Annotated in this window: 15 protein-coding genes and 3 tRNA genes; 5 read left to right on the forward strand and 13 right to left on the reverse strand. The window is 37.0% G+C overall.

Features of this window, described 5'->3' with window-relative positions; all coding sequences use genetic code 11:
• Positions 1-15: 15 nt before the first annotated feature.
• On the forward strand, positions 16-1,209 hold the full coding sequence (locus MP478_RS13300; protein WP_257200726.1) for a cell surface protein: 1,194 nt from the start codon (positions 16-18) through the stop codon (positions 1,207-1,209).
• Positions 1,210-1,244: 35 nt separating this feature from the next.
• Positions 1,245-3,566: a DUF5074 domain-containing protein gene (locus MP478_RS13305; RefSeq protein WP_257200727.1), complete on the forward strand. Its 2,322-nt coding sequence runs from the start codon at positions 1,245-1,247 to the stop codon at positions 3,564-3,566.
• A gap of 78 nt (positions 3,567-3,644) precedes the next feature.
• On the opposite strand, the gene MP478_RS13310 is transcribed toward MP478_RS13305, so the two are convergent.
• The 12 genes from MP478_RS13310 to MP478_RS13365 all read right to left on the reverse strand — a co-directional run bounded on the left by MP478_RS13310 (position 3,645) and on the right by MP478_RS13365 (position 15,727).
• Complete coding sequence (locus MP478_RS13310) at positions 3,645-5,033, reverse strand: T9SS type A sorting domain-containing protein (protein WP_257200728.1); 1,389 nt, start codon at positions 5,031-5,033, stop codon at positions 3,645-3,647.
• Between the two features lie 85 nt (positions 5,034-5,118).
• Positions 5,119-7,071 (reverse strand): T9SS type A sorting domain-containing protein, encoded by a 1,953-nt coding sequence (locus MP478_RS13315; RefSeq protein WP_257200729.1) that lies wholly within the window; start codon positions 7,069-7,071, stop codon positions 5,119-5,121.
• Between the two features lie 85 nt (positions 7,072-7,156).
• Complete coding sequence (locus MP478_RS13320) at positions 7,157-9,244, reverse strand: T9SS type A sorting domain-containing protein (protein WP_257200730.1); 2,088 nt, start codon at positions 9,242-9,244, stop codon at positions 7,157-7,159.
• A gap of 125 nt (positions 9,245-9,369) precedes the next feature.
• Positions 9,370-10,158 (reverse strand): T9SS type A sorting domain-containing protein, encoded by a 789-nt coding sequence (locus MP478_RS13325; protein WP_257200731.1) that lies wholly within the window; start codon positions 10,156-10,158, stop codon positions 9,370-9,372.
• A gap of 204 nt (positions 10,159-10,362) precedes the next feature.
• Positions 10,363-11,136, reverse strand: a complete 774-nt coding sequence (locus MP478_RS13330) for a T9SS type A sorting domain-containing protein (protein ID WP_257200732.1) — start codon at positions 11,134-11,136, stop codon at positions 10,363-10,365.
• 285 nt (positions 11,137-11,421) lie between these two features.
• The gene (locus tag MP478_RS13335; protein ID WP_257200733.1) at positions 11,422-12,993 is read right to left on the reverse strand and encodes a T9SS type A sorting domain-containing protein; all 1,572 of its coding nucleotides are present in this window, start codon (positions 12,991-12,993) and stop codon (positions 11,422-11,424) included.
• A gap of 443 nt (positions 12,994-13,436) precedes the next feature.
• Positions 13,437-13,508: transfer RNA gene (locus tag MP478_RS13340), tRNA-Glu, on the reverse strand.
• A 65-nt stretch (positions 13,509-13,573) separates the two neighbouring features.
• Positions 13,574-13,645: transfer RNA gene (locus MP478_RS13345), tRNA-Glu, on the reverse strand.
• A gap of 10 nt (positions 13,646-13,655) precedes the next feature.
• Positions 13,656-13,910 carry a 30S ribosomal protein S20 gene (gene rpsT / locus MP478_RS13350; RefSeq protein ID WP_047491303.1) on the reverse strand — a complete coding sequence of 85 codons (255 nt, stop codon included), beginning with the start codon at positions 13,908-13,910 and terminating at the stop codon, positions 13,656-13,658.
• A 67-nt stretch (positions 13,911-13,977) separates the two neighbouring features.
• The gene (locus MP478_RS13355; protein WP_230034020.1) at positions 13,978-14,298 is read right to left on the reverse strand and encodes a hypothetical protein; all 321 of its coding nucleotides are present in this window, start codon (positions 14,296-14,298) and stop codon (positions 13,978-13,980) included.
• 11 nt (positions 14,299-14,309) lie between these two features.
• Positions 14,310-14,384 (reverse strand) — tRNA-Glu (locus MP478_RS13360).
• Positions 14,385-14,440: 56 nt separating this feature from the next.
• Positions 14,441-15,727, reverse strand: a complete 1,287-nt coding sequence (locus MP478_RS13365) for an N-acetylmuramoyl-L-alanine amidase (RefSeq protein ID WP_230034022.1) — start codon at positions 15,725-15,727, stop codon at positions 14,441-14,443.
• A 53-nt stretch (positions 15,728-15,780) separates the two neighbouring features.
• Between MP478_RS13365 and MP478_RS13370 the strand changes: the two genes are divergently transcribed.
• From MP478_RS13370 to MP478_RS13380, 3 genes are all read left to right on the forward strand, one after another.
• Positions 15,781-18,366 carry a putative LPS assembly protein LptD gene (locus MP478_RS13370; RefSeq protein WP_257200734.1) on the forward strand — a complete coding sequence of 862 codons (2,586 nt, stop codon included), beginning with the start codon at positions 15,781-15,783 and terminating at the stop codon, positions 18,364-18,366.
• Positions 18,367-18,509: 143 nt separating this feature from the next.
• Positions 18,510-18,890 carry a RidA family protein gene (locus MP478_RS13375; RefSeq protein ID WP_257200735.1) on the forward strand — a complete coding sequence of 127 codons (381 nt, stop codon included), beginning with the start codon at positions 18,510-18,512 and terminating at the stop codon, positions 18,888-18,890.
• Positions 18,890-19,345, forward strand: coding sequence for a hypothetical protein (locus MP478_RS13380; RefSeq protein WP_230034026.1), 456 nt, complete (start codon positions 18,890-18,892; stop codon positions 19,343-19,345). Before MP478_RS13375 ends, MP478_RS13380 begins: the two co-directional genes overlap by 1 nt.
• A gap of 68 nt (positions 19,346-19,413) precedes the next feature.
• On the opposite strand, the gene MP478_RS13385 is transcribed toward MP478_RS13380, so the two are convergent.
• Positions 19,414-20,946, reverse strand: coding sequence for a trypsin-like peptidase domain-containing protein (locus MP478_RS13385; protein ID WP_230034028.1), 1,533 nt, complete (start codon positions 20,944-20,946; stop codon positions 19,414-19,416).
• Positions 20,947-21,275 lie beyond the last annotated feature (329 nt).

A 21,275-nucleotide genomic window follows, 5' to 3' on the forward strand; every position in this document is an offset into this window, starting at 1 on the left:
TTAAAACTGACAAACATGAAGATCAATACTTTTACCTACTTAAAAACAGGTTTTTTATCATTTCTTCTCGTAGGAATGACAGCCTGTAAGCATGATGATGAGGATAATTTTGTATTTAACGGGTTGGATGACTCTTATACTATCGAACGTTTTGAAGTTCTGAGCATTCCCACCAATATTTCAGGAAACTTTACCTGGAGTGTGAAGGACTCCATTGTTTCTCAAAGTTCAGAACTTGAATTTATCAGTCCGGTAGTAGCCACATATCCATTGACACTTAAGATAGAAAGTAATGGCAATATTCATACATATCAGTCTAAAATAATAGTGGAAAAAGAAGCGGCTACCTACAGCAAGTATATTGCTAAGGTTTTCGAATATCGCCCGGCTCCCGGACAATTTATGAATAAGATTCCCGAATATGAACCGGGAAATACTGCTGAAAATATGCTTCAGAAAGCAAGAGAATCTTTGATAGGTTCCAGTTTTCAGGAAATAAGTCTTGGGGGCTTCGGAGGCTATGTTGTTTTTGGATTTGATCATACGATTCCCAATCTGAATGGAAGAGATTTTAAAATCCTTGGAAATGCCTTCTTTGGAAATGCAGCTGCTGACCCCCGTTCAGGATCCTGTGAACCGGGAATTATTGTCGTGGCCTACGATAGAAACAAAAACGGAAAGCCTGATGATAATGAATGGTACGAAATTGCAGGAAGCGAGCATTTTAAAAATACAACCGTAAAAGATTATAGCATAACTTATTTCAAGCCCGATGAGAATAAACCTCCTGTTTCTGGAAGTTTAGGCTGGCAGGTTGACACAGAATACATCAAGTGGCAGGATAATCTGGGAAACAATGGATTTAAAACAAAGAATATGTTCCATTTACAAAGCTATTATCCTTTATGGTTTTCCGATGCTTCTTACAGTTTTACAGGGACTAAGCTTAAAGACAATTATTATGATCAAAGCGGAACAGGATCGTACTGGGTAGGAAAATCATATGAATTTGGCTACGCAGACAATGCTCCCAATAAAGATGATGCTTCTAATATTGATATTTCCTGGGCGGTAGACAGGAATGGCAGATATGTAAAACTTCCGGGTATCGACTTTGTCAAAGTATACACGGGGATCAATCAGGAAGCCGGATGGGTAGGCGAAGTTTCTACAGAAGTTTCAGGAGCTTATGATTTATACTTTAAATAACATTAAACCATACAATAAATTTTAAATTAATAGAAATGAAAAAGTTTTATCTTTTTACTCTGCTTTTTCTATTTGCATTTTTTACCAATGCACAGATAAAAGTTCAGGGTGTTCTCCGAAATGATATTCAGGGAACGGAAACAAGTCAGCTTAGAGCAGCTGTAGCACCATCAATCAGTTTTTCCGATATTAAGTATTGGGTAGGAACAGGCTCAAACGAAGCTGCTTTTGTAGTACAGTGGAACGACAGTAAAAATCCGGATGCCCTGGTTTGGGGATTCAGATGGAACGGAACTGCTACAGGCGCAGATATGATTAAAGCAATTGCTAAAGAAGATCATAGACTTTTTACACTGCTTTATCAGGGAACACCACAGGGAACAGCAGTTGGAGGTTTTGGTTTCGATCTGGACGGGCAAAATCTCAATGCCCTGTATTATAACGGAAATACAGCATCTCCGATTTCTCCGGTAAACGGAATTGTTAATACCACAGCATATAATTTTGATAATTATACCGGAGTGGATGCTAACGACCACTGGCAGTCCGGATGGGCAACTAAAGGATACTGGTCTTATTGGATAAAAAATCCTGCAAGCGCTAATTTTGGATACTCCGGGGTAGGAGCATCTTCCCGTACGTTGCAAAACGGTTCATGGGATGTATGGAATTTCAATCCTTCATTCACTTCAGTTCCTATTTCTTCTACGATGACTCCGGTTTCTCCTTATGTTGCTTCTGCAAGCTTTATGAGTCTGATGAACCCTGCTAATCGTCTGAATCCGACAAGTTTTACAGAGGGTTTCTTTATCGTTAATGAAGAATGGTTCGGCCATACAAACGGATCGGTAAACTTTATAGATAATAACGGACAGATCAATTACCGTGTATATAGTGAGGCTAATAACAATCATGCTTTTGGAGCCACTACCCAATTTGGAACCATTTATGGGGATAAGTTTTACTTTGTATCAAAGCAGGAGGCAGACCCCGGAGATGTGCAATATACACCTGGAGGAAGACTGGTGGTTGCCAATGCGCAAACCATGCAAAAATTAGCTGCATTTGATAATATCGGAGGTGGTGATGGAAGATCATTTGTAGGAGTAAATGAGCATAAAGGATATATCGGAGCTTCCAATGGAGTCTATTTATTTAATATCGATAACCTTCAGGTTGGAGGATTAATTCCAGGTACGGCAGGTGCAGGAGGACCTTACAGTGATCAGGTGGGAAACATGATCCGTACTTCACAATATGTGTTTGCCGTAAAACAGGGAGAAGGTATTTTAGTCATTGATCCTAAAACCGATACCCTTGTTACTACCATTACCGGAGACTTCTATTCTGTTACTCAGGCTAAAGACGGAAGTATCTGGGCCATTAAGAGTCAGGCGGTAGTAAATATCCATCCTACTACTTTTGCCACTCAGTCCTATGCCATTCCTACCACAACATATCCTGATCCTTGGGGAGCATGGAATGCAGGAAGTTTTTCAGCAAGCAACACAGAAAATACACTCTACTGGTTTATATCTGCAGGTTGGGGTTCCGGAAACAGGATCGTTAAATTTGATGTAACGGCTAAAAGCTTTAATGAAAATTTTATTACCATTCCGGGACAGACAGGAACTTATAAGCAGACTCCTTATGGAGCAGGATTACGTGTAAATCCAGTGACGGGAGAACTTATTGTAAATAGTACCGAAACAGGAGGCCATTATCAAAAAAACTGGGTTCATATCTATGATGCTAATGGTAGCCTTACCAGTACGAGAATATTGAGTGACTATTACTGGTTCCCTGCATTAACGGTATTCCCGGATAATACAGCTCCGGTGGTGAACAATACGCTGCCTTCACAGGTTACTGTAGGAAATGTGACTACAATTGATTTGAAAACAGGGGTTTCTGATGAAGACAATAATACAGCTTCAATTGTGAAGACTATACAGTCAAATGACAATCCGGCAGTAGTTTCCGCAGTAATTAATAATAATGATGAGCTGGTATTGACTCCTGTTGCTTCGGGAACAGCCAGTATTGTTATCCGTTTTAATTCTAACGGTAAGACAGCAGAAAAAATAATCACAGTAAACAGCCTTGGCTCTACTTTAGCTACCGCTGAGGTGAAAAAACTGGAATTCAGTATTTATCCGAACCCGGTTACAGATATTCTTATGATCAAAACTCAGGAGAAAATTGTAACTATTTCTGTGTACGATGCTTCAGGTAAATTGGTGAATACGCCATTCAGCAACGGACAGATCAATATGAGTATGTTACCAAAAGGAATGTATATTCTAAAAGCAGTAACGGATAAAGCAGTATATCAGCAAAAACTGATTAAAAAATAGTTTAGCATAGCTATTTTGTTTCATTTAGCCCCGGCCAATTTTGGCCGGGGCTTTTGTATTATTAGATATTGTTGGGTTTTATCGGGTAAGAATAATCTTTCGGGAATAGACTTTTTTGTCTTTCGTTTGCAGGATAAGGATATAAACCCCTCCAGAAAGAGTAGAGGGCAGTTCCAAAGTTTTAGATCTCACTTTTGCCTGGTACACCTCTCTTCCGAAAGCATTTCTTAGGGTAATAGTAGCATCCTGTAAAAGAATGTTTCCACTTAGGGTAATCTGTCCAGTTGTGGGGTTGGGAGAAACAGTAAATATTTCATGGTCTGATCTTACTTTTTGTGCTTCAATAGCAAAAGAGGGAATCTCTAGAGGAATATTATAGCTGGTGGTTAATTGGTGCCTTTCCTCAGGATTCAAAATTCGGTCGTAAACGAGAAGTTCATCGATACTACCTTTTGCAACTGTCATGAGTAAGCTATAAGGAGGCAGTATCATCGCTACACCGCCATCATTAATCTTTTTCCCATTTCGATATACTTCTGCAGAAAAATGATAATCTCCTCCATTAGCATATATTATGACATAATGATTGAGTTGGGATGAATTAATAGAATCCTCCTCTGGTGTGAAAAGTGCTGACTCACCATGGTCTGATATAGATCTTATGGATATTAAGGAATCTGTACGCCCCAGGAATGAAATAGTTAATGAACGGTCAGGAGCTAAAGGGAGGTCATTTTCTATATACAGTGAGTCTAAATGAGTTGCTGTAAGATTTTTTCCACAGGTCGGGCTATTTGAGAAGGTAGGGGCGATTGTTGAAGTAAGATCCAATCCTCTTATTTTATCTTTTAGGTCTCCATCGAATGGATAATAAAGAAGTGGACCAAGAGGAGGGGTACCACAGGTTGTAAATGGAATGGGACTATGCTGGGCATAATATATTCTAAGCTCGTCTCCTAAATGAAGCAATCCACTGTGGAGAGTAATTTTAATCCGGTCAAAACGCTTTGAAGGATTGAATTCAATAGTTCCGGTCTTGGGATCGGGATCAGCTTTCAGCATTGTGTTGTCTACTATTCTAACATCATTGTTGGAGATACTTCCATTAAAAGTTTCTATAGATATTTTTCCTAATGGCAACTGCATAACAGGTGTATTGGCAGTACCGATTCCTATAGTCGCTTTTCTGAAATTAGAAGCAAGCTCTGGAAAAATTAAGGTTTGTTCTATTCTGGCAAGAACTCCTATGGGAATTGTCAAACTGGCATAATCACCTTCATAGTGATCTAATGCTTTTTCTGGATTTTGTACAGAACAGAGCAGGCAGATTCCGAAGATCTGGTTAACCTGGCTGTTTACATAGATTTTGTCTAGCTGTGCAAACGATAATGAGTTTATCAGTAAAGCCAATAAGGAGAAAAGGGCCGTTTTCATAAAGCAAGAGCCTGAAAATAAATAAGTTTTCATACTTTGAGAATTTTGGTTATTGTGTTTAAGTAAAATTTATTAAAAATAAGGCAGAACTAAGCTGTCTGCCTTACTATATTATTTTCTACCTTGTTAAAATGATCTTACGCGAATAGACTTTTTTATCTTTCGTTTGCAGGGTAAGAATGTAAACCCCTCCGGAAAGAGCAGATGGAAGATCAATAGTTTTAGATTGTACTTTTGCCTGGTACACCTCTCTTCCAAAAGCATTTCTTAGGGTAATATGAGCATCCTGTAAAAGAATGTTTCCTCCCAGGGTAATCTGTCCGGTTGTGGGATTGGGAGCAATTGTAAATGATTCTTCTGCAGGAATTGTTCTCATAGTATCTGTATTTGAAACAGAATTTGTAGGATAGACATTAGATATTCCGTAAGAATTGGCCAGAGTACGGATTTCTCCTGGGCCAAGTGCCCAATTATAGATTATTAATTCATCTACTTGTGCCCGGTCCAGAGCAAGTTTAATTTTTTTATGATTGCTTCGGTCAGCTTGGTTCCAGGGGGTGCAATCCGCATCTTCATCACTAGTTTCTCCTCCCAATACACTATCAATATATAAGCATGCTCCTCCATCTGTATTATCAGGATTTTCTTTTAATACAAGAGCATAATGAACAAAATGATTTGGGATGTTTGGTTTATCGATTTGAGGTTCGTCCGCATTCATACCTACTTTTATTACTTTAGGACTGATGTTAATTTTTTGCCCAAATGCATCCATTGTAAAAAAAGGCTGTGGTCCGGTGGGTGGAATGGTTTCATCAGGATCATCAGGATTAGGAATATCTTTATCTCCTTCATTGATACTGGCCCAAAAAGAAATAGTGATATCACCTGTAAGCAGTGAAGCCGGAATTTCAGGGCTTTCAAGAGTGTATGGAGATGAAATTGAAGTCAGCCCCTGATTACAGATCATATCGCTTTTGTAGGCCGGAGTAGAAGAAGTAAGTGTAAAACCGGGAACCGTACTGTTTGTATTTCCATTAAAGGAAAAATAATAAAAAGGATTAAACGGAACATCAGAACAGGCATTAAGAGGAATAGGCTCCTGGTATGCATAATAAATCCTTAGATGATCCATGTCAAACAACAGTTCTAGTCTTATCCCGTCATAGGGGAGTGATGTCCAGAATTCGATGGTTCCTCTGCCAGGGTTTAATGGGTCAGTCTTTATTTCTGGTTTTATTCTTTCATCATGATGGCTTAAGCCATTTTTTAGCATGCGTATGGCTGGTCTGTGTGAAGAAGAAAGAGGAGGTGTATCTGTTCCGATACCGATCACTACTTTTGTAAAAGTTTTTACAGCTGGAAAATACAGATTCTGTTGGATATTGGTAACACCTGTTTTTTTTCTCATTTTCATATAATCATTTTCATTAGGTCCTAAGGCATTCTGTGGATTTTCTACACATTCAGGGCAGAATGCCCCAAAAGCCAGATGACTTTCACTGTTTACGTATACCTTGTCATTTACTGTTTTATAGGCATAATATACTCTAAGACCTCCATTGAGGTTAAGTAATCCTGCATTCAGGCTTATTCTTACCCGGTCAAAAGGTTTGTTAGTGGTGATTTCAATAGTACCTTTGGACAGATTGGTAAACCCTACTTTTAGCAGTTCATTGTTTACTATTCTGTAATCATTATTGGAAACATTCCCGTTAAATGTTTCTATGGAAACTCCTGCCAGAAGCTGTGCAGACAAAAGAGATTCGCTTGTTCCAATACCAATTACAATTTTATTCAGACTAGGATCTGTAGCCGGAAAACTTAATGTCTGTTCTATTCTTGCAGCAACTCCCAAAGGAATAAGGAAGGTAGCAAAGTTATCTTCATTGTTCCCAATGGCATTTTCTGGGTTCTGTATACCACAGTTTAAACAGATGCCATAGACTTGGTTAGTCTGGCTGCTTGCATACGTTTTGGCCTGTGCAAAAGCCGATGTGTTCATCATGAACAGAAATAAGGCTAATACTGTTTTTACCAGACAGCGGTTTGTCAATACTTGTGTTTTCATACTTTGAGAATTTTGGTTATTGTGTTTAAGTAAAATTTATTAAAAATAAGGCAGAACTAAGCTGTCTGCCTTACCATATTATTTTCTACCGTGTTAAGATAATTTTACGGCTATATACTTTTTTATCTTTCGTTTGCAGGGTAAGAATGTAAACTCCTCCGGAAAGGGTAGATGGAAGATCAATAGTTTTAGATTGTACTTTTGCCTGGTATACTTCTCTTCCGAAAGTATTTCTTATGGTAATGTTAGCATCCTGTAAAAGGATATTTCCATCAAGGGTAATCTGCCCGGTAGTAGGATTAGGAGAAATAGTAAATATTTCATTTTCTCCCGAAGGGGATATTCTTGCAACACTGTTAGAATTAGGCATCATTTGCGAATAAGAATTGAAAAGTAATTTTGGGGAAACCTTTTTATCATAGATGAGAAATTCATCTATTTGCGCTTTATTAAAAGAAATGATAAAATCATTATTATAAAGGTCTGCGCCCTTGGTGTAATAAGGGGCCCAATAAGTAGTTTCGATTAAGCCTGGATAGTTTCCTCGGTTGTTAGGATCAGAAGGAGTGAAAAAAGGAAAAGGCCCTGGTAATCCTTCACCATTGACGGTCATGCGTAAATCTACAGGATAATAAGGTGGATTAGTGTTAGCATTGCTGGTATAGAAAGTATTAATAGTGTAATAATCCGGAGTCGGATCATTATTAAAGTTGATAACATAAAGGTTTAATGCTCCGGGGGTAGCGGGATTTCTTCTGAACATTCTGCTGACTAGTTTAACAAAACTTGGGTGTTCTTTTATGGGCTTTATGATAACGCTATCTTGGGTAATTTTGATCTTTTCTCCGTACAGGGTTAGATTGATGGAACCGCCCTGATCTACGCGTGCCCAGAATGAAACGGTCCTTGGTGCTCTCGGAGAAGGAACATTTAAATAATCTGCCCCTTTAAATGTATACTCGGTTTCCGGTTCTGTTGTTGAATATCCAAGCCCTTGCTGGCACACCAGGCTATTCTGAAATATCTCAGTGTTTGCACTGATGCGGGTTAAATTGAGATTGCCGCCTGGCATATCCAGAATATTTTCATTCAATGAGTAATAATGAATAGGGCTTAAAGCAGGAGGACACATTGTAGCAGGTATGTCTGTGTAGAGATAATAGGCATAATAAATCCGAAGCCCATCATTGAAGAGCTGTTGAGAATGACTCCATATCAATGTTGCAGTAGAAAACTCAGTAGGATCAATGTCAATTTCAATAGTTGCCCTTGTGGGATCTGATAGACTGCTCCTAAACATACTGTCATCCACAACAATAGCTTTTCGTGTATAATTTCCAAAGCCATTATATGCCATTTCTACAACGAGTTTCCCTAAGCTTGCCAAAGATATTGGTTTATAGTTATTATGAGGATAGCCGTTACTATTATATAGCTTACCAATGCCAATAACTAATTTTTTTGGCAGTTTATTAATTGGAGGTTGTGGGAATGTTAGTGTTTGCTTGGCGTTATTGGTTCCATTCGCCGCTTTTAAAATGGAATAAGTATTTTCATCGTTATCAGCTGCATTATCTGAATCTGTTACCCCATAATCATTCCATGCATGGGTCGCATAGATCCTGTCTATCCAATAAGCATAATAAATTCGCAGCCCGCCATTGAGATTTAGCACTCCCGAGTGATAATTTATTTCAATACGGTCATAAGGCTTGAATGTAATAAATTCAATAGTACCATTGCTGGAATTTGAGCTGATTTTGAGTAATTCACTGTTGACAAATCTATAATCATCATTGGAGATATTTCCATTAAATGTTTCAATAGATACTCCACTCAGTAATTGAGCCGTTAAAGCTTGATTTGTTCCAGTACCAATGCCAATCACAACTTTACTGGTTTGTGTTATTGTTGCAGGAAAGGCTAATGTCTGCTCCACTCGGGAAATAGCCCCAAGTGGAGTTGATAGAGTAGAATAATCACTTTCATTATTGCCTATTGCATTTTGTGGATTCTGAACGCTGCAGCCTATACAAATACCATGAACTTGGTTAGTCTGACTGCTTGCATACGTTTTGGTCTGTGCAAAAGCCGATGTGTTCAGTATGAACAGAAATAAGGCTAGTAATACTGTTTTTACCAGACAGCGGTTTGTCAATACTTGTGTTTTCATACTTTGAGATTTATGGTTATAGTTATTCTGAATTTTATTTAATCTTTAGCGATTAACGTTTTAAATATACTTTCTAAAATAAAACGGCAGGCTTTAAAGCCTGCCGTTATGATTTCTTATGAATTTTATTTCATCATAATTTTTTGAGTATAGGTTTTTCCTTCCTTCGTTTTCAAAGTCATAATGTACAAACCTTGTGGCTGTCTTGATTCAAAGGTATTGGAAGTCAGTTTAGAATGGTAAACTTCTTTTCCGGAAGTGTTGGTTAAAGTAATTTCCGAACCTTCCAGTGGAAGTTTTTTATCAAGGGTAACCTGCCCACCTTCTGTATGAGCCATTAGGTTGATAAAAGGATCTTTGTATTGATACGTATAATAAACACGAAGTTCACCACCAAGATTCAGTAACCCTGAATTGACGTTTATTTTAACACGGTCAAAAGGAATGTTCATGGTAAGTTCAATTTCACCTTTGCTTGGGTCTGCACTTCCCAGTTGGAGAATATCATTGTTGATATTTTGATAGTCATTGTTAGATACATCTCCATTAAATGTTTCAATGGATACACCTCCCAATACCTGAGCAGATAGCGGAGTACCGTTTGAGCCGATTCCAATGACAAGCTTATTGGTGTTATTGGCTATGTTGGAGGTGGGAAAGATCAGGGTCTGTTCCGTCCTTGCCAATAGACCTATTGAAACCTGTAAAGTAGAATAATCGTTTTCATTACTTCCTATGGCGTTCAGTGGATTTACTACACCGCATCCTATGCAGAGTCCGGTAACCGAATTGGTTTGGCTGCTCGCGTACGTTTTTACGATTTGTGCAGTAGACATAGAACTCATCAGGAACAAAAATGTTGCAGACATAGCCGCTTTAATAGCACGTCGTCTCAATAATAAATTAGTTTTCATATGTAAAAAATTTTGATTCTTAGCTTTATGTAAATTTATAAATAAAATTATTATGTTAATAATTTTATTTCATATTGTGGTGATTATGTAATAATTTGTTTACATAAATATAAATTTTTGTTTTTTATTTAATATGTATAATCATTATAAAACAAAAAAAATCCGGCTGGATTTGCCCGGCCGGATTGAAATATAAAAATATACTTATTTAATCATTATTTTCTTGGAATACATTTTCCCGTCTTTTGTCTGCAGAGTCATAATGTACACACCTCCGGGTTGTCCGGATTCAAAAGTTTTAGATCTCAGTGTAGAGCGGTATACTTCTTTTCCGGAGGTATTGGTTAAGACAACTTCTGACCCCTCTAATGCTATGTTTCCATCAAGGGTAACCTGTCCGCTCTGGCTATGTGCCATCAGGCTGATTAAAGGATCCTGGTAAGCGTAATATATTCTGAATCCGCCACCAAGGCTAAGTACACCACCTGTCAGCCCGATTCGTATGCCGTCATACGCTTTTGTCGGCTTGAATTCTACAGTCCCTCTGTTAGGCGTTGCTCCCAGCTTAAGAAGACTTATATCTATGGTTCTGCGGTCTTCATTTGAAGTCCCTCCATTCATAGTTTCCAATGTTACACCGCTTAACAATTGTACAGATAAAGGAATGTTGTCTGTACCGATGCCTACTACCAGCCTTGTATCTGATCTAAGATCCGGGAAAATTAAAGTTTGCTGGATTCCTCCTAATAATGCGGTTCCCAGCGACATTGTAGAATAGTCATCCTCATTATCCCCAATTGCATTTTGAGCATTTTCTACACGGCAGCCTAAACAGGCAACCCCAAAAACACCGGAGCTCTGCGCGTGAGCATAAATTCTGTTTTGGCCAAATGATAAAGTGTGGATTGAGAATAAAAGTAAGGCTATTAAAGCCGTTTGAAATGAGAAATGATTCCCCGGGAGTAAATTAAATTTCATATTATTGATTTTTGGATGAATAGTTTTAGTCAAATTTAAGGATTAATAGTAAAACCTAAAAATAATATTTCTATTATAAGTGATTTTTTTAATTGTTTTGTATATGTACTTGATAATCAGTATATAAAATCAAATTTATTGTTCTTTTTAAATTTGATTGGGGAATGGTAATTCTATTGTTTATGTCAATAAACAAGATGAATTTTTTTTTCTGCCAGGCTTACTGCGGTTCATTGTAATAAAAAAGACAGGCCGCTGAGCCTGTCTTGCTTTATAGTTCAATTTTTATCGTGTAAGAATAATTTTACGGGTGTATATTTTTTTATCCCTGGTTTGCAGAGTAAGAAGATAGACTCCTCCTGGCAGCGTAGCTGGTATATCAAACGTTTTGGAACTGAGTTTAGAACGGAAAACTTCTTTTCCAAAAGTTGTATTGATAAAAAGGTCAGCATCTGCCATAGAAATGTTACCTTCCAGGGTGATCTGCCCGAAAGTAGGATTGGGTGATACGGTGAATAGATCTTCTGAGGGCATTATTTTCGCGACAGGGGCTATAGAACCGGTAAGACCGGAAAAACAATTTTGCGGACGATTATAAGCGCATGGTAATTTTTTAAGGACTTCATCAGGTAATGCTTCATCATAAATAAGTAATTCGTCAATTTTTGAATTGTTATAGGTAAGTGAAATATTATTATCTTTTTCTGGTCGTTGTGGGTTGTTATTTTTAAATAAAATATAGCTTTCAGGATAAGGTTTTCCATCTATGAAGAGTGAGATTTTACCTTTTGTTGTGAATGCACAACTGAGAATGTTTCCTTCTCCATATCCACTTGTGGCTGATATGCATTCTACCTTATCAGCAGTAGAAGGAGGAAATGATGAAACTTGTATTGAATAATGATGAAGCCCGGTGAAAGACTGTAGGTTAATATCTACGGGCTCAAAGATATTTTCATCATCATCATCATATTCTGACGGGAAATGATTAGTCTGATATAATGCAATAGAAGTAGGTCGTATAAATACTTGTGTACCGAGTACATCTAGATGCAAAGAATCTTTTATATCAGCCCAGAATGAAATAGTTTTTTCAAATTTAGTTGTTCTTGTATTGGTTTCGAGTTTAAACTTTTTGGCCAGACCTTCTTGACACACCTGATTGTTTGCGAACGGATAATTTTCTATAGTCACTGGTGTTTCAGAAGTCATGTGATACTGTCTGATTTCCTCTTCAAAGTTATTATTAAAAGTATAGTAATAATATGGATCAGCAGGAAGAGCAGTATTACATTGTGTATGATATTCAGATTGATAGACGTAGTAAATTCTTAGCTCACCATTGAGGCTAATAACTCCGGTATTTAAAGTTATCTTAACTTTGTTATAGGGTTTTGATGGCCTCAATTCAATGATTGCTTTGTTGGGCTCGGTTCCGATTCTAAGAATGTTGTTATCTATAACTTTACTGTCCCCATTAGATGTATTTCCATTCATTGTTTCTATGGTAGCTCCACTTAGTAATAAAACCGACAATTGATCAGTACCTGTTCCAACGCCGATAGTTATTTTTTTTAAACTGGATGAAGGAAATTCCAATGTCTGATTGATATTGCCCAATAATGCCAGACCTGTTTTTAAAGAAGAGTAATTAGTTTCGTTATTTCCTACTGCATTTTGTGGGTTATCAATCCTGCAGCCTACACAAACAGAGGAAACGGTATGGGATTGATTGGTTGCATAGCTTTTTTGGTTACCGTTACCTTGTGCGAAGGCGAATGTATTGGCAAGAAACACTAATAAGAATAGCCAACCTGCTTTTATTAAGCAAAAATTTACAGATAAATGTTTTTTCATGGTTTTAGGATTTTGGTTATTAATTTTATTCAAAGTTAAGTGAATAAAATTTTATATAAGCAAAATGCATTATTTTTTTTTATTAATTATTAGTTATATTCACATTATGATGGCTTTTATTGTTTAATAGATGATTATTTATAAACTAATTTTATACGAAAGTTGTTTTCTAATGTGAAATTGAGAAAAATATGATCAGGTATTGGAGCGGAAGAAGCTCTAAAGCAGTAGGGCAAGATGTTAAATCCGCTCACTGATCTCTGTTTTTTGTGACTGATCCGTAAAAGGTAGAGCTTTCTTTCTATTCAGATTAACTCAACTTTTGCCTAGACCCCAAACTTTTGCACCTGATCCGTTTCCTCAAGCCGGCACTGCAATATGAAAATAAAGAATTATAACAACAAAAAAAGAGAAGACTTCATATAATATAAGTCTTCTCTTTGTAGCCCGTAGGGGAATCGAACCCCTCTTACCAGAATGAAAATCTGAGGTCCTAACCGATAGACGAACGGGCCCTCTATCTTCCATTACCAAAGTAACGTGTTAGCTTTTGTTTTTATAAGTATCAACTCTTAGTTTGTAGCCCGTAGGGGAATCGAACCCCTCTTACCAGAATGAAAATCTGAGGTCCTAACCGATAGACGAACGGGCCTACTATATTATTACGCTAACTTATTAACGTGCTTTGTCAGTTTGCTTTTCAAGTTAGCCGCTTTGTTTTTGTGGATAATATTTTTCTTAGCTAATTTATCCAATAAAGCGATAACCTTTGGCAGTTGTTCCGTTGCAGCAGCTTTATTCTCTTCATTTCTCAAGCTTTTAAGCGCTGTTCTAGCGGTCTTGTGGTAATATCTGTTACGAAGTTTTCTAGTTTCGTTTTGTCTAATTCTCTTTAGTGCTGATTTATGATTTGCCATATCGTTCAAATGTGAGTGCAAAACTATAAACTTTTTTTTAAACTACCAAATTTATTTTCTGAATTTTTTAATTTTCTTCCGAAAGGTACTTTTTAAGTTTATTTATTGCTTGTTCTATTTTTAAATTTTCTTGTTCCTTTTCTATTTTTTTGATTGTGTTTCCCAACATAATCATCGCGTTGTTCCATTCCCCAGTAGTATTGGTGAAAGTAAGTTCATCTATTGTTACTTCAAAAGCAACCCTTTCTCCTGTCCTGTAAAGCCTGAAACTTATTTTATCATCCCTGCCTGTAATCCCGTCTTCATAGATTTGTAAATCATAACTTTTTGGGTTAGAGTGGATTTTATTAAAAAGCAATTTCGCTTCTTGTATTTTTAAATCCGGCATGATATCAAATTTGGTAGCCTATAGGGGAATCGAACCCCTGTTGCAAGAATGAAAATCTTGAGTCCTAACCACTAGACGAATAGGCCAAATTTTGAGGTTGCAAAAGTAACGATTAACTTTTTAACTTCAAAATTATTTTTAACTATTTATACACTTTTTGTATCACTGTATTCTTAATTCCTTTGTTCTCAAGTTCTTTCTGAAGTTTCACTGCTTCCTCCAAAGTAGCTACTTTTCCATAGGTATAGTAGAAAACACCATTGTCTTTCTGTCTTTCCACATCTTTAAGGTTCTGAAGAATATAAGAATTTCCGTTCAGTTTATCGCCGGCATACAGCTCTATGGTATAGTATCCCATGCTTATTTTTTGGTTAGGCATGAACCCTACAGCAAAGGCATTTCTAAATCCTGCATCCTTGGCAGACTTCAGATTAATGTCTTTCACAGAAGCCATATTAGTGACTGCATAATAGTATTTGTACTGGCCATTTTCTTTAATGGTAAGAATATAACCCAATCCTTTCATTGCAGGATCTCCCTCATTGTATTTGGTAGGAGAGCTCATCAGTAATATCCTGAAATCGTTTTTCAACGGTGTTTCTGCCGGTTTTTCAGGTTCCTGCTTTTTAATGGTGAACGTACCTCCGCTTTTTCTGTCGATTGCTTTTTTATAATCAATAATAGCATTGTAAATACTTTCTGCAATTTCAGCCTGCCCCTTTTCAGAAGCTATATAGTGGCTTTCTTCCGGATGATTGATAAATCCGGTTTCTATCAGTACAGAAGGCATAGCGTTCATACGCAGAACGTGAAGGTTTTTCTGGAAAACCCCTCTTGAAGATCTTTTGTCTTTATTCACAAAGTTGTCTTCCACCAATCCTCCTAAAAGAAGACTGGATTCCAGATATTTACTCTGCTGAAGTTTTAACGCAATTAAAGACTCCGGAGAATCAGCGTTATAAGAGCCGAAGATCTGCTTATCTTTCTCATCAAGAAAAATCACATCGTTTTCCCTTTTGGCAACTTCAAGGTTTTCGTTGTTTTGGTTAGGTCCCTGTACATAAGTTTCTGTACCGTAAGCGGTAGGTCTCTGTGAAGAATTACAGTGAATAGATACAAATAAATCGGCCTTGCTTCTGTTGGCAAGATTAGTCCTGTCCGATAAAGATGGGTATTCATCAATTTTACGGGTGTAAATTACTTTGAAATCTCTGTTTTTTTCAAGCATTGCGCCTAATCTTAAGGTAATGGCAAGGGTAACATCTTTTTCTGCGACTCTTCCAATGTCAGAATAGGACCTGTTTGCCCCATGATCACTTCCTCCGTGTCCCGCATCCAGAACGATTGTAAGCTTCTTTTGAGCAAAAATAAGGTTACTGATTAGAATAAGGAGAAATGATAAAATTATTTTAAAATTTTGTTTGTGCATCTTACAGTTATAAAAATTATATTAATTTTGGGCCTTAATTATATAGAATAAAATTGGCCAAAACCGTCTTCAAAAATATATTACAAATTTTAATTATCCTAATTTTTAACAATTTTTTAGCACAAGAAACGCCCGAAAAATTGCCTAAAAATGTGGTTAATGATACTATTTCCAAAAAGGATACCATAGTTGTAAAAAAAGAATCTTTAGATGATATTCTCCGCACAAAAGCAGAAGATCAGAGAAGAGACATCCCTAAAAAGATGACTTTTTTAAATAAAAATGCCCAGGTAGTATATCAGGATATGCAGATTGATGCAGATTATATTTCAATAGATGATAATAAAAATCTGATTTATGCCCGCGGAAAACAAGACTCTTTAGGAAAAATTATTGAACCCGTAATTACTACGCAGGCTGGGAAAAAGTATGAAACCAACGAATTCAGCTATAATACCAAAACCAAACAGGCTATTGCCTACAATGCCAGAACAGAGGAAAGCGAAGGGGTAATCATAGCTCAAAAAACAAAAAAGTATAATGACTCTGTGTTTGCAATGAAAAGAGCAGATTATACTACCGATGATTATTTTATTAAGAAAAAAGATACTGCGGCAGACTACTTTATGCGCGCTTCCAATATCAAACTGATTAAAACAAAGAACAAGTCGCAGATTGTGACAGGTCCGATTCAAATGTACATTGAGCGGGTTCCTACGCCTCTTATTATGCCTTTTGCCATTCTTCCGTTTTCAGATAAAAGAGCAGCCGGTATTTTGATCCCGAGTTTTGGAGAAAGAGAGGATGTAGGATTTTTCCTTAATGGAATTGGGTATTATCAGCCTATTGGAGAACATTTTGACCTTAAAGTGCTTGCCGACGTGTATACAAAAGGAAGCTGGAACCTGCGCCCGCAGATGAATTATCAGAAGAAGTACAGGTATTCAGGTAGCTTTAATGCAGATATCGGAACTATGGTAAGAGGAATTAAAGGACTGGATGATTATAACAGGAATAGTACCTATAGAATCAACTGGACCCATTCGCAGGATGCAAAATCTAATCCTTTTCTCACCTTTAGTGCATCTGTGGATATTGTAAGTACAAAGTTTTATAATAATCCGCTGAATAACAACTATATTTTTAACCAAAATGTATTGAATACACAGCAGAACTCCACGGTAACGCTTACCAAGAGATTTCTGAAACTTCCGGTAACCATCACCGGAACGGCATCTTATTCCCAAAACTTTGCGACAGGGCTGGCAGATCTCCGTCTTCCGCAGATGAACGTTGCCATAAACCAGTTTTATTTATTTAAATCTAAAACAGGAGTAAGACAGGGACTTCTTGAAAACATTACGGTAAACACAGGGTTTAACCTTACAAACTTTGTGAACACACAGGAGAATGAGCTCTTTAAGAAGGAAATGTGGGACAAAATGCAGACAGGACTTAAAAACAATATCGCACTGGCAACAAATACCACTTTGGCAAAATATTTTACATTCAGCTTAAGTGCAAATATTGACAATGCATTGACAACAAAAACATTGAACAGATACTATGATCCTGTAAAAAATGTTACAGTAGATGAGATTGACAAAAATCTTGCAGGATATTCTACATTCTCTACTACTGCGAGTCTTCAGACAACACTGTACGGAATGCTTAAGTTTAAAAAAGGATCTTCTGTTGAAGCCATCAGGCATATGATGACCCCAAGTATCGGGTTTACCTATTCTCCGGATTTCTCAAGTCCAAACTTTGGATATTACAAAAACTATTATAACGCAACCGGGGCCATTACTCCTTATTCTATCTTTGAAAAAGGAATTGTAGGAAGCCCGTCCAGCGGATTGGTAGGAGCTTTAGGATTTAATGTGGGGAACAATATTGAGATGAAAGTAAAGTCTAAGAAAGATTCTACAGGAGTAAAAAAACTTAAGATTTTTGAATCCTTAAATCTTTCAGGAAGCTATAACTTTGCTGCTAAAGATCACCCATGGTCCATCCTTTCAATCAACGGGCAGTCTTCTTTCTTCAACAGTAAACTTACCGTCAATACAAGCCTTACCCTTGATCCGTATAGAATTGCATTTATTCCGGGGCAGGACACAGGGATCAGAACAGAAGAATTCGGACATTTTAGTGTACAGGGCTTCAATATCCAATTGTCTTATCCTCTAAGCAGTGAAATTTTTGGTGAGAAAACTGATTATGGTAAAAAATATTCCTCGAAAGGAGAAGTCAGAAATGAAAACTATTATTTTGATGACGATAATTATGCTCATTTCGATCAGGCATGGACTTTGAATGTCAATGCAAACTATGCTTATTCAAAAGGTCTCAACAGGTTTGGAAGTAAAATTGCATCCATAGGATTGGACGGTAGTATTAAGCTGACACCTTACTGGAATATCAATGGAAGCACGCATTATGATATGGTCACTAAAGAACTGGCGTATACGAGAATAGGATTCTCAAGGGATCAGCGAAGTTTTACCATTAACTTTAACTGGGTTCCTTTCGGACAGTATAAGGTATACGACTTCTTTATTGGGATAAAAGCCAATATCTTAAGCGATGCTCTGAAGTATAAAGACAGAAGTTTTACTCAGCCCAATGCACCTTTCTAATATCAGATTGGCATTTGAGAATATAAATTTTATATTTGCAACCAAAATATATTCTAATGAAATTGCTGTTGACAGAATTTTCAATCAAGTACATACAGCAGATGGTGATTGCAATATGATCTAAAAAAAATAAATATCCACTTATGAAACAAATAATAAACACAGTTAATGCACCTGCAGCAATCGGACCTTATTCACAAGCCAATATGGCAAACGGAGTATTATATATCTCCGGACAGATTCCTGTAGATCCTGCAACTGGTAAATTGGTAGAGGGAATTGAAAAAGAAACTCATCAGGTAATGAAGAACCTGGAAGCTATTCTTACTGAAACAGGAATGACTTTCAAAAATGTTGTAAAGGCTACAATCTTCCTTAAGAATATGGATGATTTTGCTGTAATGAATGATATTTATGCTTCTTATTTAGATGCAGAAAGCTTCCCGGCACGTGAAACGGTACAGGTTTCTTGTCTGCCTAAAAATGTGGATATTGAAATTTCTATGATTGCACATCAGGATTAATGAATTTTATAAGAAATACAATTGCGGTGTTGGTAGGTCTGGGGATAACCGGGCTTATTATTACTCTTGGTATAAGAGCTTTTCCGCAATGGGTTACTTTTGAAGCTTTTGCTCCGTTTGAGCATTGGCAAAGATTCCTTTTCAGCATGAAAGATGATAAGGCTTTCTTTGGATTCCTGTTGTTTGTTTCCGGATTGGGAACTACCATAGGCGGTGTTGCAACAGCAATCATTGTTAAATATGCCAAAGTAGCTTATGCTATCCTTATAGGCTTTATTATGCTGTTTATAGCGATGTTGGATATTATTATATTCCCTTATCATCCTACCTTTTATAAGATTTCTATCTTTCTTACTTTTTTTCCGTTTTCCTGGATTGGCGGTAAGATTGTAGAAGTAATTTATGAACGGAACAAGAAAAAAAAGATTGCTGAGAAAATGAATAAACCCAAATAAAATAAAAAAAACGCTGCAGATTTCTGCAGCGTTTTTGTTGATATGGAAAGACTATTGTCTTTTTTCCATTATGGCATTTTGAATCCTCTTTGGTAATTTCTTCCGTAGTCGTCCATATATTTTATCTGTATAGTTCCTGAGAACTTATTCAGTAAACTTTCCACATCTTTCTGTGAATTTACAGGCTTACCATTGATTTCTGTAACGATATAACCGTCCACAATTCCTGCTTTAGCCATTTCGCTTCCTTCTAAAACATTTTTAGCAATCACTCCACTATTTAAGCCATAATATGCTTTCGTTCTTTCATCAATGCTTTGGAATTCAGCACCTATTTTTTCAGTTACACTAAGATCTGCCTTGGTTCTCGTTGATGTTCCTCCTTTTTGATCTCTAAGGGTTACCATACTGGTGTTTTCTTTACCATTTCTTATGTAGGTTACCTGAACTTTATCACCAGGACGTTTGCTTCCAATAGACATAGAAAGATCAGCAAAATCTGTAATGGCATAATTATCTATTTTAGTAATAATGTCACCCTTTTTCAGCCCTGCATTCTCTGCGCCGCTGTTATCTCCAAATCCTGTAACATACACTCCGGCACCTGCCTTCAGATCCGTTTTGTTTTGCTTATTATACAATAAAACCTGCTGGTCATTGGAAAGGTCTAAAGATTGAACTCCTAAGAATCCTCTCTGAACAATTCCGAATTTTTTGATGTCCTCAACAATTTTTCTGGCAAGATTAGCCGGTACAGCAAATCCGTATCCCTGATAATACCCTGTTGTAGACTGAATTGCTGAGTTGATACCAATCAGTTCTCCATTGGTATTGACCAACGCTCCTCCAGAGTTTCCCGGGTTAATGGCAGCATCGGTCTGAATAAAGCTTTCAATAGGATTGGCTGCTTTACCCTGGCTTCCTAAAATACCGATCCCTCTTCCTTTAGCAGAAACAATACCTGCTGTTACGGTAGAGTTTAATCCCAGTGGATTTCCTACAGCAAGCACCCATTGTCCTACATCTATATTATCTGAATTGGCAAAGTTTAAGTAAGGAAGTCCTTTCTCTTCGATCTTTAATAAAGAAATATCTGTATTGGGATCGGTTCCTATTAAAGTGGCTATATATGATTTCTTGTTGCTTAATACCACTTCAAGTTTGTTAGCACCTGCCACTACGTGATTGTTTGAAATAATATAACCGTCCGGAGAAATGATCACCCCGGATCCCATTCCTGAAGGCATATTGTCCGGAACCTGCTGCTTCTGTCTTTGTTGGCCTCTTCCTCCGCCTCCGAATGGATCTCCAAAGAAAAAGTCAAACAGATCCTGCTCTGAAGCTCTGCTGGAAGTTCTGCTTTGATAATTTTTAATAGTGACTACAGCTGGAACAGTTGTTTTAGCTGCTTTTACGAAGTCATCTCCCACTGCGCCAGTGTTCATCCCTGCAAATGTAGTGTTAGGGGCTGATGTAGTGAAATAAGATTGATCTCCGTTGTTGGAGTTATGTCCAAAATATTGTATTGCTCCAACGGTAGTAGCACCGGAGACAACTCCTACTACTGCAAATGGTAATAGTTTTTTTAAAGTACTCTTCATTGTATATCTTTCTTGTTTATTAATTAATTTCCTTTTTTTGTTTTTGAGTAAACAAATTTAATGTTAAATAAGTAAGCAATTAGTATGCTATGTTTCAATTTTAACTAAAATTTAACGGGTATTATGTCATTTTATATATTATGTCATAATCTTCGGCGTTCTATTAACAAAACTTAAAAAATTATTAAAGAAAAAATGTGACATTTTGTAACCTGTCCGGAAAAAATAATGCCTGTTTAAGATACAATATTTTTATTTAAAAAAGATCTTCAGTATCCATTTGTCTGAAATTTCTTATTCAGCATTTAGAGGTCTGGTTCTCACTGGTC

Source organism: Chryseobacterium sp. WG14 (assembly GCF_024586945.1).
Taxonomy (GTDB): domain Bacteria; phylum Bacteroidota; class Bacteroidia; order Flavobacteriales; family Weeksellaceae; genus Chryseobacterium.